The organism is Pseudomonas atacamensis (genome assembly GCF_017167965.1).
Taxonomy (GTDB): domain Bacteria; phylum Pseudomonadota; class Gammaproteobacteria; order Pseudomonadales; family Pseudomonadaceae; genus Aquipseudomonas; species Aquipseudomonas atacamensis.
Genome location: NZ_CP070503.1, coordinates 1,777,384 through 1,791,006, shown reverse-complemented (window position 1 = coordinate 1,791,006; position 13,623 = coordinate 1,777,384). Strand labels below are relative to the sequence as shown.

Annotated in this window: 15 protein-coding genes; all 15 read right to left on the bottom strand. The window is 59.9% G+C overall.

All coding sequences use genetic code 11. From position 1 onward, the window contains the following. Positions 1-1,005 (bottom strand): substrate-binding domain-containing protein, encoded by a 1,005-nt coding sequence (locus tag JWU58_RS08225; protein ID WP_016770973.1) that lies wholly within the window; start codon positions 1,003-1,005, stop codon positions 1-3. 137 nt (positions 1,006-1,142) lie between these two features. Continuing rightward, positions 1,143-1,961, bottom strand: coding sequence for an SDR family oxidoreductase (locus JWU58_RS08220; RefSeq protein ID WP_206421739.1), 819 nt, complete (start codon positions 1,959-1,961; stop codon positions 1,143-1,145). A gap of 270 nt (positions 1,962-2,231) precedes the next feature. Next, a complete protein-coding gene (locus tag JWU58_RS08215) occupies positions 2,232-3,107 on the bottom strand; it encodes an SMP-30/gluconolactonase/LRE family protein (RefSeq protein WP_123443594.1) in 876 nt (291 codons plus the stop codon). A 133-nt stretch (positions 3,108-3,240) separates the two neighbouring features. Then, entirely contained in the window at positions 3,241-3,957 is a 717-nt protein-coding gene (locus JWU58_RS08210; protein ID WP_016770977.1) for a FadR/GntR family transcriptional regulator, read from the bottom strand. A 101-nt stretch (positions 3,958-4,058) separates the two neighbouring features. Further along, positions 4,059-4,619, bottom strand: a complete 561-nt coding sequence (locus JWU58_RS08205) for a DUF1285 domain-containing protein (protein ID WP_024013914.1) — start codon at positions 4,617-4,619, stop codon at positions 4,059-4,061. 14 nt (positions 4,620-4,633) lie between these two features. Then, positions 4,634-5,239, bottom strand: a complete 606-nt coding sequence (locus JWU58_RS08200; RefSeq protein WP_024013915.1) for a DUF4823 domain-containing protein — start codon at positions 5,237-5,239, stop codon at positions 4,634-4,636. Between the two features lie 127 nt (positions 5,240-5,366). Next, a complete protein-coding gene (locus JWU58_RS08195; RefSeq protein WP_123443595.1) occupies positions 5,367-6,335 on the bottom strand; it encodes a GTP 3',8-cyclase MoaA in 969 nt (322 codons plus the stop codon). Between the two features lie 138 nt (positions 6,336-6,473). Beyond that, a complete protein-coding gene (locus JWU58_RS08190) occupies positions 6,474-7,112 on the bottom strand; it encodes a TetR/AcrR family transcriptional regulator (RefSeq protein WP_016770981.1) in 639 nt (212 codons plus the stop codon). 351 nt (positions 7,113-7,463) lie between these two features. Beyond that, a complete protein-coding gene (locus JWU58_RS08185) occupies positions 7,464-8,255 on the bottom strand; it encodes a TatD family hydrolase (RefSeq protein ID WP_016770982.1) in 792 nt (263 codons plus the stop codon). A 15-nt stretch (positions 8,256-8,270) separates the two neighbouring features. Next, complete coding sequence (locus JWU58_RS08180; protein WP_016770983.1) at positions 8,271-8,627, bottom strand: PilZ domain-containing protein; 357 nt, start codon at positions 8,625-8,627, stop codon at positions 8,271-8,273. Between the two features lie 42 nt (positions 8,628-8,669). Beyond that, a complete protein-coding gene (locus JWU58_RS08175; RefSeq protein ID WP_016770984.1) occupies positions 8,670-9,653 on the bottom strand; it encodes a DNA polymerase III subunit delta' in 984 nt (327 codons plus the stop codon). Then, positions 9,646-10,278 carry a dTMP kinase gene (gene tmk / locus JWU58_RS08170; protein WP_206421738.1) on the bottom strand — a complete coding sequence of 211 codons (633 nt, stop codon included), beginning with the start codon at positions 10,276-10,278 and terminating at the stop codon, positions 9,646-9,648. The genes JWU58_RS08175 and tmk overlap by 8 nt, the downstream gene beginning before the upstream one ends. Positions 10,279-10,297: 19 nt before the next feature. Continuing rightward, complete coding sequence (mltG, locus tag JWU58_RS08165) at positions 10,298-11,479, bottom strand: endolytic transglycosylase MltG (RefSeq protein WP_039760154.1); 1,182 nt, start codon at positions 11,477-11,479, stop codon at positions 10,298-10,300. A 3-nt stretch (positions 11,480-11,482) separates the two neighbouring features. Next, a complete protein-coding gene (gene pabC, locus JWU58_RS08160; RefSeq protein ID WP_206421737.1) occupies positions 11,483-12,298 on the bottom strand; it encodes an aminodeoxychorismate lyase in 816 nt (271 codons plus the stop codon). Then, positions 12,298-13,542 (bottom strand): beta-ketoacyl-ACP synthase II, encoded by a 1,245-nt coding sequence (gene fabF / locus JWU58_RS08155; protein ID WP_038860467.1) that lies wholly within the window; start codon positions 13,540-13,542, stop codon positions 12,298-12,300. The genes pabC and fabF overlap by 1 nt, the downstream gene beginning before the upstream one ends. Between the last annotated feature and the right edge of the window lie 81 nt (positions 13,543-13,623).

Genomic DNA, 13,623 nt, shown 5'->3' with positions numbered 1-13,623 from the left:
TCAGTTCCACAAGCCGATTTTTTCCAGCTCTTGCTTGAAGTTTTCGCGGGTGATCAGGGTGACGTCATCCATGGCGGTGTACTTCGGCGGCTCTTTGCCGGCGGTGATCCACTCGTACATCATCTCGGCAGTCTTGTAGCCTTCGATGTGCGGACTTGGCAGCATCGAACCGAAGAAGCCGCTGTTAGGCTTTTTCAACTCGCCGATGGCGTCGGTGCCGTTGATGCCGATGCCGATCACGTTGCTCGCGGCAAACCCGGCCGCTTCGGTGGCGCGCACGCCGCCGAGCACGGTGTTGTCGTTCATGCCGCCGATGATCAGGTTCTTCGCCGCGCTCGGCAGTTTCACCAGCGCCGAGTTGGTGGCGTCCATGCTGCCCGGTACGTCGAGGGTTTTCAGTGCGGCGAAGAGGATGTGATCCTCGGGCATGCCGGCCTTCTTCAGGGCATCGACCGAACCGTCGGTGCGCTTCTTGCCGGTGTCGAGTTCGTTGTAGGTGTTGACCACCGCGTAGGTGTCTTTCCAGTCCCAGTTACGCTTCTTCGCTTCGGCAGCCATGGCGGCGCCCTGCTTCTGGCCGACTTCAAACGCGGCCATGCCCAGGTACGGCACGTCTTCCATGAACTTGCCGTTGGCATCGACAAAACGGTCGTCGACGGCAATTACTTTCAAGTCATTGATCTTGGCTTTGGCCATGATGGCCGGGCCGAGGGACACGTCCGGCGGGCAGATCACGAAGCCCTTGGCGCCGTTGGCGGCCAGACTATCGATGGCCGAAAGGGTCTTCTCGCCATCCGGAACCGCGATCTTGATCAATTCAAAGCCTTTGTCCTTGGCGGCTTTTTCGGCAAAAGCCCATTCGGTCTGGAACCACGGTTCTTCGGCCTGCTTGACCAGAAAACCGATCTTCACCGCGTCGGCGGCGAGCAGCGCACTGCTCAGGCTGAACGCAGTGACCGCCAAGGCAGTGCTGCACAGGGTACGAATCCCGAAACGACGTTTCATCAGATGACTCCTTGTTATTTTTTTTGAGCAAGGTTTGAAAAGCGTTGAAGCGTGTTCTCAGTGAAGCTGTTTGAAAATAGTCATATCGTATGATGATTGGATTTCAAGCGTAGTTCAGCGCTGGAGATCCGTTTTGTTCAGTCGTGGTACATCACCGAGCGACCACCATCGATGGTGATGCACGAAGCGTTGATAAACGGTGCCTCATCGCTGGCCAGAAGCACCGCCGTCATTGCCACTTCGATCGGCTGGCCGATGCGCTTGGGCGGGTGCAGGTCAAAGGCGCGCTGCCGTTCGGCGTGCGGATCGGCAAAGCCATTCCAGTAATCGACGTTCAGTTGCGTTTCTATGTAGCCCGGCGCGATGGCGTTGACGCGAATGCCCTTGGCCGCGTATTCGATGCCGAGTGCGCGGGTCAGGCCGAGCAAGCCGTGCTTGGCCACCGGGTACGGAAAGCAGCCGGGAATGATGTGGCTGGAATGAGTCGAGGCGATGTTGATGATGCTGCCCACGCCCTGCTCGATCATCTGCGGCAGCACGGCTTTGCAACCATACCAGGCGCCGTCCAGATCGATGGCGAAGCAGCGGCGCCAGTCTTCTTCGGTCATCTGCAAAGGATCGCGGAACACATTGACCCCGGCGCAGTTGACCAACACATCGATGCGGCCATGCAATTCCACAGCACGTCGGGCCAGGGCATGCAGATCCTGCTGATTCGATACGTCGACCTTGAGCGCCTGCACGTCATGGCCCTGATCGCGCCAATGGGCGGCGACCTGCTCGACCTTGTCGGCCTGGATATCGCTGATGAGTAATCTGGCTTGCTGCGAGGCGAACGCGGCAACGATAGCTTCGCCGATGCCCTGAGCGGCCCCGGTCAACAGCACGACCTTGTTTTTCAGGCGCTCGCCTTTCGGCGGCGCCGGCACTGCCGGCAATGTCAGCGCTTCAGCCATGGCTCAGGCCTCCTGCACGCTGGCGCAAAAAAACCGGGCATTGGTCGATGTCCGGTTTTGACGGCTGGGGAAAACAAACAGGCAAGCGTCGCCGACGGCATTAAGCCGTGACGAAAGGCGGATCCCGCTTGCGCGGGCGAGAAGAATTCGCTGCATCACTTCACCTGTTTTGTTCTTTTTAAGTGTGAGTGCGTGTTACTGCTGGAGCCGACTATAAACCCGACCGCCAAATAATCTCAATATATAATTTTGCATCCCATATTTTGGGATTTAACCAGCAAAACGCGTACAGAGTTTTCCTGCAACATCAACGCGCATGCTCAGCACCGCACCGTCCAAAGGATGATTCAGCGGGCTCTTCGCGCTGGTGATGAACAGGGTTTTCAAGTCTTCGCCACCGAAAACGCAACTGGTCGGGCGACTGACCGGCAAATCGAATTTGCGATCGACCTGCCCGTCCGGCGTCAGGCGCAACAGGCAACTGTCGTCCCAGCGTGCATTCCACACGTAGCCTTCGGCGTCCATCGCCGAGCCATCGGGACCACCGTGTTGATCGGACGAGTAGAACACCTGCGGTGCATCGAGACTGCCGTCGGTGCGGATGAAATATCGATTGAGCGTGCTGTCGAGGCTTTCACCGAATAGCAGTGTGGTGCCGTCGTCACTCCACAACAAGGTATTGGGAATGCCCAGACCGAGCAGCAGCGGTGTCACGCGTTGATCAGGATCGATACGGAACAGGCCACCGGAACGGCGCACCAGCGGCAGATCCTCGCCGTGCTCGCCGATGTTGTTTTGCATGGTGCCCAACCACAACCGGCCCAAGGCATCGCAACGGGCTTCGTTGGGGCGGTTGCCCGGTTGCGGGTCGGCGACGCAGAACAACGTCAAGCGTGGCTCGAGGCCGGGCGAATCGAGATCCAGCCGATAGACACCGCTGCTGAGCGTGACCAGCGCATCGCCGCTGGCGCAGGGAATGAAGGCGGAGATGTGCTCGGGCATCTGCCAGATCTGCACGTTCTGACCGATCAGGCGCAACGCTTGTTTACCGGCGATATCGACCCAGTACAACGCCTGGGTCGGCGTATCCCAGAACGGGCCTTCGCCGAGTTGCGCGCGGTGTTGGGTCAGTGCGGTGAACGGCATATCAAGTCCTTCTGAGTTGTTGTTTTACTGTGGGAGCGAGCTTGCTCGCGAAGGCGGAGTGTCAGTCAATGATGATTTATCTGACCTGACGCATTCGCGAGCAAGCTCGCTCCGACAGGATGTCTCGACATTTTCAGCTAGCTTTTCTACTGGCCATGACTTTCGGGTAAAAGCGTTTTATCGCCAGGTCGGCGTTGTCGATCAAGGTCATGCATGCCCACACGCCACGGGTCGAATCGCGCGCGGCGATGGCGTCGGCCATGTCCTTATGGATCGGCAAGGTGCGGCGCAGTTCATCGGGGTCGGCGGCGGAGACTTCAAACGACACCGCCAGCAACGCGCCGAGGGCCGGGACCATTTGTTCGATGAACTGATTATGGCTGGCGGCCAGGATGCATTCGTGGAAGGCCTGGTCGGCACGGTTGTAATCGATGCCACTGTCAACGGCACGTTCCAGTGCGTTGAAGGCCAATTGCACCGCTTCGATTTGCTCCGGCGTTGCGCGCTCACAGGCCCAGCGCACCGCCATCGGCTCGATGGTGCGACGTAAATCCAGCAAGTCATCGACGAAGTTTTCCGGCAAGCCGTTGCGCGATAGCCAACCGACCACTTGCGGATCGAACAGATTCCAGCGCCGGACCGGCAACACCCGCGTGCCGACTTTCGGCCCGACTTCGAGCATACCTTTGGCGACGAGGGTTTTGATGGCTTCGCGAATCACCGTGCGGCTGACACCAAGCTGTTCGCCCAGATCCGCCTCGACCTTGATGGTCTGCCCCGGCTTGACCTGACCGGCAGCAATCCAACTGCCCAGCCAGTCAACGGTCGACGCATGAAAGCTGCTGGACATGTACACCTCACGGCGAATCGCGATGGGTGCCTACGCTAATCATCATACGATTAACAGTCAATCGGATTTTTTTCAGCTCGCTCCCACATTTTGATGTTGTGTCAGGGTTCCAGGCCGATGCGAAAGAACTCGCCGCCACTCCACACGCCCAACCAGCGCTGACCATCGATCTCGCGGCTCACCGCCAGTTCCACCAACTGGTAAAACACATTGCGGTGAATCAGCGCTTCAAGGTTGCTGCGCACATGCACATAAGGCGCAGGCTCCTGGGTCTCAGGATTGATCTCGACGCGGATCGGATGTTCAGCCCCCGCCTCGATGGTTTCCTCGACATTGGTGGTAAAGCGCAAAACCTGCGCCTCGCCCTCGCCTTGCACTTCCACGGCAACCGCTACGAACGGCGCGTCATCGACCTTGATCCCGACCTTCTCGACTGGGGTGATCAGGAAGTAATCATCGCCGTCGCGGCGGATGATGGTGGAGAACAGTTTGACCATCGGCTTGCGCCCGATCGGCGTACCCAGGTAGTACCAGGTGCCGTCGCGGGCGATGCGCATGTCGATGTCGCCGCAGAAATCCGGGTTCCACAAATGCACCGGTGGCAGGCCTTTGGTCTTGGGGATCTGCCCCAGCAGGTCATTGGCTGTTTGCGGGTCACTCATGGCGTACTCCTTGATTACTGGTCGCCGATCCCCAGCAGGCTGCGTGCGTATTGCGCCAGCGGCGGACCGATGAGGTCTTCGGGTTTGGAGTCATGGAACGTCAGTAAACCGCCACGACTCTTGATCCGTGCAGTATCAATCAAATACTGGGTGCTGGTCTCGATCAACATGATCTGAATCACGCCGCCGTCGATACCGAGGCGATCCACGGCTTCCTGGTCCAGCCACTCGTCAGAGTTGCCGATGCGGTCGTCAGCCTTGGCGAAACGTGTGTACAGCAGATAATGCGCGCCGGCATCACGGGCTTCGCCCATGGCTTGATCAAGGCCTTCCGGCGCACGGGCGCGGCGGACCATCGGGAAATATTCGACAAAGCCCTTGAAGGCTTCTTCGGCGACCACGTTCGGCCGCGGATAGGAACCACCCGGCGGTGCGAACGCGCCCTGGGCGATGAAGATGAACGAGTCCGGCTGAATGCGGATATTGTTCACCCGGCGGCTGTCGCTGTGGTCCAGAAGCCCCGCATCGCTCATGTGATAACGAGTGCCTTCGGCCATATCGCTGACATTCATGCAGCCGCCAAGCGCCAAAACGGCCAGCAGCAAAACCAGGCTACGCATCCTATTCCTCCAGAAGCCGGTGTCGGAAAACCGGCGAATGGCCGTTGGATGCAGCTTTTGCGCCAGCTCGGCATTTTCCTTGAAAGGCGTTCCCTGTGGGAGCGAGCCTGCTCGCGAAAGCGGCCGATCAGCCGCCAATAATCTTCATGACAGTAGCGCCGCCAGAGAACGCCACCTCCTGCTTGTCACCCAACGCCTTGACCAGCAAACGTTGCAGCGCCGGCAACGCCTGGTGGCGCGGTTTGTCGAGCAGATCGCCGACATAGTGGCGGTTGCTCGACGACAAACAGCCATGCAGCCAACCGGTCGATGACAGGCGCAAACGCGAGCAGGTGCGGCAGAACGGCACGCTTTCGTTGGCGATCACCCCGAAATTGCCGCGACCGGGAATCGAGTAGCGCACAGCGGTGGCGTCCACCGGTGCGTCCGTCTGGGCGTATTCATAACGCTCGCCAATCAGGCCGAGCAACTGCTCAAGGCTGACGAACTGCTGCAGGAAGACATTGGAATCCTTGGCCAGATGGCCCATGCGCATCAGCTCGATGAAGCGCAGTTCGAAGCCGCGCTCCAGACAGTAATCAAGCAGCGGCATGACCTGATCGAGGTTTTGCCCGCGCAACGGCACCATGTTGACCTTGATCTTCATCCCGGCGGCGGCAGCCTGATCCATACCATCGAGCACGCTGGCCAGATCGCCGCCACGAGCGATGCTGCGAAAAGCAGCGGCATCAAGAGTATCGAGGGAAACGTTGATTCGACGCAGACCGGCATCGACCAGCAGCGGCAGTTTTTTCGCGAGGAGTTGACCGTTGGTGGTCAGGCTGATGTCGTCGAGGCCCATCTGGCCGACGGCAGTCATGAACGATTCGAGTTTGGGGCTGACCAGTGGCTCGCCGCCAGTGATGCGCAGGCGCTCGATGCCGGCCGCTTCGATCAGGTATTCGACGCCGCGCGCCATGGCTTCGGCCGACAGTTCATCCTGCGCAGCGACCAACCGCTTGCCGTTGGGCACGCAGTAGGTACAGGCGTAATTGCAGGCAGAGGTCAGGCTGATGCGCAGATTGCGAAAACGCCTGCCTTGACGGTCAACGATCATGAAACACTCCGGCGAAATAAAATCGAGCGAGCAAAACTTGACTGAGAAATCAGGTTTTAGCAAGCCCTATGCCTGAGTATATTCCTGCGCTATTGCGCCATGTTGTGAAAACACGGCGCAATCAGCCCGCTGAATGACTTATGTGCTCGGCGTTTCCGGGTCGCGCTTGCGCTTGTTGCCCATGCGCACGCCGATGTCCATCAGGAACTGGAAGAAGCCTTCCTGATCTTCCAGCACATTGCTCCAGAATGGCGAGTGATACAGCGCCACCGCGCCGTGCACCAGCGCCCAGGATGCGCAGTAGTGGAAGTACGGTGGCACATCTTCGAGCTTGCCTTCGCTGATGCGACCCTTGATCAGCAGGGTCAGGCGTTCGAAGTTCGAGGCACGGATCTTGTGCAGCTCCTCGACCATCTCCGGCACCTGATTGCCCTTGACCACTTTCTCTTCGAGACGGTCGAACAGGCGATAGCGCTGCGGGTCGCGCATGCGGAATTCGAAGTAGGCGCGCGACAGCGCTTCCTTGTCCTTGTCGACATCCGCCGAATGCAGCAGCTCGTTCAGATCGCGCTCGTAGTCGAGCATCAGGCGCAAGTAGATCTCCGCCTTGGATTTGAAGTGCTTGTAGATCGTGCCTTTGCCGATACCCACGGCATCAGCAATCATCTCGACGGTGACACTGTCTTCACCCTGGTCGAGGAACAGCTTGAGCGCGGTATCGAGAATTTCCTGCTCGCGGCGACGAAATTCACGGACCTTACGAGGTTCTTTATGCATAAGAAAAAGGTCTGAAGGGTCAAAATTCGAAGCCGCGTATTATGCCTAACTTGCGCAAAAAAGCACGGTTCATCGACCAAATCTGTGTTTCTTGTTCATTTCGAGAACGATTCGGGGGCAATGAGAACTCAACTGAAGCAAACGTATTCCAAATTTGTTTAAAAACCCCGACCGGCTCACTGGACTGCACGCCAGACTGATCAATACTTGAACTGTCGGGCGACATTTCCCCCAAGTGTCGTGCCGGTAAAGGTACCAACGGACCGCGTGCCTTTGTTTTACTCCTAATGGTCTTAACCCGGATTCACCCCCCAGAACCCGGGTTTTTTTTGCCTGCGATTTGGCCAGCGGTCACAGGGCAGATTTAACACTCGCCAGCGGGAACAGACGCTTGAAGTTCTCTGTGGTCTGCTCGGCAAAGCGCTCGTAGTTCTCACCACGCAGCATCGCCAGAAACTCCGCCACTTCGCGCACGTACTGCGGCAGGTTCGGCTTGCCGCGATACGGGATCGGCGCCAGGTACGGCGAGTCGGTTTCCACCAGCAAGCGATCGGCCGGCACTTTGCTCGCCACGTCACGCAAGGCGTCGGCATTGCGGAACGTAACAATGCCCGACAGGGAAATGTAGTAGCCCATGTCCAGTGCCGCTTTGGCCATGTCCCAGTCTTCGGTGAAGCAATGCAACACACCCGCCTGGGGCAGCGCCGCTTCGCGCAGCAGTTCCAGGGTGTCCGCACGGGCGCCACGGGTGTGGATGATCACCGGTTTGCCGGTCTGCTGCGCAGCTTGCAGGTGCAGGCGAAACGACTCCTGCTGCAACTCGGCGGCTTCCGGCTCGTAGTGATAGTCGAGACCGGTTTCGCCGATCGCCACCACTTTCGGATGATTGAGTTCGTGCAGCAGCCAGTCCAGCGCTGGTGCCGCGCCCGGCTGCACATCCAGCGGATGCACGCCGACCGAACAATCAACATCGGCATACCGCTCGGCAAGGGCTTTGACATCGGCGGCGTTGTCGGCACTGACGCCGATGCACAGAAAGTGTCCGATCCCACGCTCGCGGGCCGCAGCGAGTGCGGCATCCAGCGAGCCGTCATGGGCGGCGAGGTCGAGACGATCAAGGTGACAATGGGAATCTACGAGCATAAAAAGGACTGCAACTTACATCGTATGAGTGGGACGGTCGGATTTCAGCGCTCCGGCCAGATGAGTTTCGATGCGACTGCGCGCGGTGTCGTCGCCGTCGTTGAATTGCACGCCGACACCGGCGGCGCGATTGCCTTGTGCACCTTTGGGGGTGATCCAGGCGACTTTGCCGGCGACGGGAATTTTTTCCGCTTCATCCATCAGGTGCAACAGCATGAACACCTCGTCGCCCAACCGGTAGCTTTTGTTGGTCGGGATGAACAGGCCACCATTCTTGATGAAAGGCATGTAGGCGGCGTAAAGCACCGACTTGTCCTTGATGGTCAGGGACAAGATGCCGTTACGCGGCCCCGGGCTGACAGGTTCAATCATGTTCACCTCCACTGCTGATCTTCAGAGTCTAGGTACACATTCTTATCTTTGACCAGGCAATCCCACCCATTGCACCAACAATGCTTCCAGCAACAGGGCCGGATTGAGGTTGGCCTTGCTCAACACTTTCTGCCGTTGGGCGAGAATCCAGTCCTGAATATCCAGCACTTTGCCCTGCGCGCTCTTTTGGGCCAGGTACTGCACGACCTTGCGCATATCGGCCAGGCCGAGGCCGGCCTCGTCCTGAGTCAGTTGATAGCGCAGGATCAGGCTCGACCAGTCGCAGAACCAGTCGAACAGACGCAGCATCGGAATGCTTTTCCACTCTTCCGCCAGTTGCGTCGGCGATTGCTGGCCCTTGAGCAACTTCTTCACGCCTTCGACCACTTGCGCGCGCTGTTCACGCACACCTTGCGATTGCAGGCTGACCGCCATCAGCGGCGACCCGGCGGCGAGCGTCAGCAGTTCGACGCGTTCGTCTTCCGCGCAATCCGGTAGCGCCTGGGCCAGCCATTGCAGGCTCATCGCCTCGCCCGGCAGCGGGCAGGCCTGCTGCACGCAACGGCTCTTGATGGTTGGCAATAAACGGCTGGGCTGGTGGCTGACCAATAGCAGCACGGTATCGCCGGACGGCTCTTCAAGGCTTTTGAGCAAGGCGTTGGCAGCGTTGATATTCATCGACTCGACCGGCTCGATCAACACCACTTTGCGCCCGCCGAGCTGCGCAGTCTGCACGACGAAACTGACCAGATCACGAACCTGATCGACCTTGATCGCCTTGTCCGCCTCTTCCGGCTCCAGGATGTAATTGTCCGGATGACTGCCGGCCTTGAGCAGCAGACAGGATTTGCACTCGCCGCATGCCTCAGGCGTAGGGCGCTGACAAAGCAGGCTGGCCATCAAGCGTTCGGCCAGAGCACGCTTGCCGATACCGGCGGGACCGTGCAGCAGGTACGCGTGGGCATGCTGACTGCGTCCGGCCAGTTGCTGCCAGAGGCTGTCCTGCCATGGATAGGCCTCAGCCACGGGCCAGCTCCAGCAGATTCGGCAGCAAGGTGTCCAGCGATTGCTGGACCTTGGCCAATGGCTGACCGGCATCGATGCGCACATAGCGCGAAGGATCGGCTTCGGCGCGCTTCAGGAACGCATTGCGCACGTTTTCGAAAAACGCCCGGCCTTCGAGTTCGAAACGATCCAGTCGGCCACGGGCACTGGCGCGGGCCAGACCGATCTCTACGGGCAGATCGAAAATAAGTGTCAGATCGGGCCGCAAGTCGCCCTGCACGAAAGTTTCCAGGGTGGCGATGCGCTGAAGCGACAAACCACGACCGCCGCCCTGGTAGGCGTATGTCGAGTCGGTGAAACGATCACACAGCACCACAGCGCCACGGGCCAGCGCCGGGCGAATCACCTCGGCCAGGTGCTGGGCGCGGGCGGCGAACACCAGCAACAGCTCGGCGTCCGGATGCATCACTTCGTCGGCCGGGGTCAGCAACACGTCACGAATCCGCTCGGCCAGCGGTGTACCGCCGGGCTCACGGGTGAGCAGCACTTCGATACCGGCGGCGCGCAGGCGCTCGGCAAGGTATTCGCGGTTGGTGCTCTTGCCCGCGCCTTCAGGGCCTTCCAGGGTAATAAACAAGCCAGTCACAGGCAGTCCTTCATCAAAGTCATTGCGCGTTCTGTGGTGCAGCGGCGTCCGGTTCTTGGGCTGGCGCCGGATCTTGCGGCGGCGCTTTCGATGGCACTTCGGGCAGCACCTCGGGCGCGGTGTTCGGCGAGGCCGCCGGAATGGCCTCATCGGTGGCCGGCGCGGTTACTGGTGCCGGGCTGGAACGGTAATCGGCACGGCGCTTGAGCTGGTATTCGCGCACCGCGTTGTTGTGCGCATCCAGATCATCGGAGAACACATGGCTGCCATCGCCACGGGCGACGAAATACAGGCTGCTGCCTTCCACCGGATTGAGCGCAGCATGAATCGCTTCGCGCCCGACCATCGCAATCGGCGTCGGTGGCAAACCGGGAATCACGTAAGTGTTATAGGGCGTCGGTTCTTTCAGATGCGCGCGGGTCAGTTTGCCCGTGTAGCGGTCGCCGAGGCCATAAATCACCGTCGGATCGGTCTGTAACTGCATGCCCAGCGCCATGCGCCGTACGAACACTCCGGCAATCTGCCCGCGCTCCTGCGGAACACCGGTCTCTTTCTCGACCAGCGAGGCCATGATCAGCGCTTGATAAGGTTCGCTGTAAGGCACATCGGCAGAACGTTGCGCCCACTCTTTGGCGAGCACTTCGTCGAGACGGTCAAAGGCTTTCTTCAACAGCTCGGCATCGGACATGCCACGTACGAAGCGGTAGGTGTCCGGGAAAAACCGGCCTTCGGGGAACAAGCCCTTGTGGCCAATCTTCGCCATGACGTCGCTGTCGCTCAGACCATTGAGGGTCTGCTCGAGCTTGTCGTCCTTGGCCAGGGCGGCGCGCACTTGATGGAAAGTCCAGCCTTCGACCAGGGTCAGGCTGTACTGAACCACGTCGCCGCGCTTCCACGAATCGATCAGACCGTTGACGGTCATGCCCGGCTGCATGCGGTATTCGCCGCTGTGAATCGGTGTGCCGGCGAGGTTGAAGCGCCAGTAGACGCGCAGCCAGAACGCGTCCTTGATGACGCCATCGGTTTCGAGTTCAAGGAAGGTACGGGTCGGTGTAGAGCCTTTCGGCACATCCAGCAGTTGTTCCTGCGGGATGTTCAGGGGCTGTTCCAGCGCCGAATGAATTTTCCAGGCGCTGGCGCCCAACAGCAGCCCTGCCAGAACCAGTCCGGTTTCCAGCAGCAGCAAAAGTTTACGTCTCACGAATCAAGCATCCAGTAGCGCGCGGGCAATGGTTTGCAGTTTACGGGTGAGCGGGCCAACCGGCCAGCTCAGTGCAGCACAGGCGCGTACCGGCCAGACGCCATAAACGCTGTTGCAGGCAAACACTTCATCAGCCCATTGCAGCTGTTCGAGGCGGATATCGGCGATTTGCGTGGGGATGGCCAGTGACTCGGCCTGAAACAAAATTTCCGCGCGCATCACACCTGCAACGCCGCAGCGCTTCAAGTCGGGCGTGATCAAGCCACCGTCGCGCACCAGGAAAATATTGCTGTACACACCTTCGACGACGCGCCCGGCCTGATCAAGCATCAAGCCTTCGGCATGCTCGCTGTCCTGCCATTCGGCGCGGGCGAGCACCTGTTCCAGTCGATTCAGATGTTTGAGCCCGGCCAACAACGGCTGCGTAGATAAACGCGTGTTGCAGGGAAACAGGCGGATGCCGTGCTCGGCATGGGCAGCAGGATAAGCCGCCGGCGGATTGCCTTGCAGAATGCGTCGGCCCTGCGCCGCAGGATCGGGCGCATAACCGCGCAAGCCGTCGCCACGCGTGAGGATGAGCTTGAGCACGCCCTCGCCCATCGCAGCGGCATAGCTGAGCAGCTCATGGCGAACCAGCTCGAGATCGGTCGCAATGGCCAGACGCGCGCAGCCATCAGCCAGACGCGTCAGGTGTCGATCCAGCAGGACCGGCTGTCCACTGCGCACGGCAATGGTCTCGAACAGACCATCGCCGTAAGCCAGGCCGCGATCTTTCAGCGACAGCACGTCAGCCGGTTGACCGTCGACCCAGCTGTCCATCAGCCGGCGAACCGGCGGAACGCCAGCGTGCCGTTGGTGCCGCCAAAACCGAAGGAGTTGGACAGCACGACATCGATGTCCATGTTACGCGCGGTGTGCGCAACGAAATCGAGATCGCAGCCTTCGTCCGGTTCATCAAGGTTGATGGTCGGCGGTGCCACCTGGCTGTTGATCGCCAGCACGCTGAAAATCGCTTCGACCGCGCCCGCCGCACCCAACAGGTGGCCGGTCATCGACTTGGTCGAGCTGACGGCCAGCTTGTAGGCGTGATCGCCGAACACCGACTTGATCGCGTTGGCTTCGGCAAGGTCGCCGGCCGGCGTCGAGGTGCCGTGGGCGTTGATGTACTGCACTTGGTCGACGTTGATTTTCGCATCGCGCAGGGCATTGGTGATGCAGCGCGCGGCACCGGCGCCATCGGCGGGTGGCGAGGTCATGTGGAACGCGTCGCCACTGGTGCCGAAACCGATCAGCTCGGCGTAGATCGTCGCGCCACGGGCCTTGGCGTGTTCGAGCTCTTCGAGAACCAGAGCGCCGGCACCGTCGGACAGTACGAAGCCGTCACGACCCTTGTCCCATGGACGACTGGCACGGGTCGGCTCGTCGTTGCGGGTCGACAGCGCACGGGACGCGCCGAAGCCGCCCATGCCCAGACCGCAGGCGGCCATTTCCGCACCGCCGGCAATCATCACGTCGGCTTCGTCGTACATGATGTTGCGCGCCGCCATGCCGATGCAGTGCGTACCGGTGGTGCACGCGGTGGCGATGGCGTAGTTGGGTCCCTGTGCGCCCAGATGGATCGACAGGAAACCGGAAATCATATTGATGATCGAGCCAGGCACAAAGAACGGCGAGATCCGTCGCGGACCGGTCTCGTGCAGGGTGCGGCTGGTCTCTTCGATGTTGGTCAGACCGCCAATCCCCGAACCCATGGCCACGCCAATGCGTTCACGGTTGGCATCGGTGACTTCCAGACCGGCGTTGCGCACGGCTTGAAAGCCTGCGGCGAGGCCGTACTGAATGAACAGGTCGAGCTTGCGCGCTTCCTTGACCGACAGGTATTCCTCGACATTGAAGCCTTTGACCGAACCACCGAAGCGGGTCGAATAGGCAGAAAGGTCGGTGTGTTCGATCAGACCAATGCCACTGCGGCCAGCCAGAATGCCCTGCCAACTGCTCGGCACATCCGTGCCCAGTGGCGACAACATACCCATACCGGTGACTACGACGCGTCTACGCGACACAGCACTCTCCTTTTTCAAATGACGACTTTGCATCAGGCCTAAAGAAAAAACCGCACGCCATGATGGCAGTGCGGTTTTTCC

Excerpts from the sequence above, each read along its gene's own strand:
- JWU58_RS08225 (WP_016770973.1), bottom strand. The coding sequence starts at position 1,005 with ATGAAACGTCGTTTCGGGATTCGTACCCTGTGCAGCACTGCCTTGGCG.
- JWU58_RS08220 (WP_206421739.1), bottom strand. The coding sequence starts at position 1,961 with ATGGCTGAAGCGCTGACATTGCCGGCAGTGCCGGCGCCGCCGAAAGGC.
- JWU58_RS08215 (WP_123443594.1), bottom strand. The coding sequence starts at position 3,107 with ATGCCGTTCACCGCACTGACCCAACACCGCGCGCAACTCGGCGAAGGC.
- JWU58_RS08210 (WP_016770977.1), bottom strand. The coding sequence starts at position 3,957 with ATGTCCAGCAGCTTTCATGCGTCGACCGTTGACTGGCTGGGCAGTTGG.
- JWU58_RS08205 (WP_024013914.1), bottom strand. The coding sequence starts at position 4,619 with ATGAGTGACCCGCAAACAGCCAATGACCTGCTGGGGCAGATCCCCAAG.
- JWU58_RS08200 (WP_024013915.1), bottom strand. The coding sequence starts at position 5,239 with ATGCGTAGCCTGGTTTTGCTGCTGGCCGTTTTGGCGCTTGGCGGCTGC.
- JWU58_RS08195 (WP_123443595.1), bottom strand. The coding sequence starts at position 6,335 with ATGATCGTTGACCGTCAAGGCAGGCGTTTTCGCAATCTGCGCATCAGC.
- JWU58_RS08190 (WP_016770981.1), bottom strand. The coding sequence starts at position 7,112 with ATGCATAAAGAACCTCGTAAGGTCCGTGAATTTCGTCGCCGCGAGCAG.
- JWU58_RS08185 (WP_016770982.1), bottom strand. The coding sequence starts at position 8,255 with ATGCTCGTAGATTCCCATTGTCACCTTGATCGTCTCGACCTCGCCGCC.
- JWU58_RS08180 (WP_016770983.1), bottom strand. The coding sequence starts at position 8,627 with ATGATTGAACCTGTCAGCCCGGGGCCGCGTAACGGCATCTTGTCCCTG.
- pabC (WP_206421737.1), bottom strand. The coding sequence starts at position 12,298 with ATGGACAGCTGGGTCGACGGTCAACCGGCTGACGTGCTGTCGCTGAAA.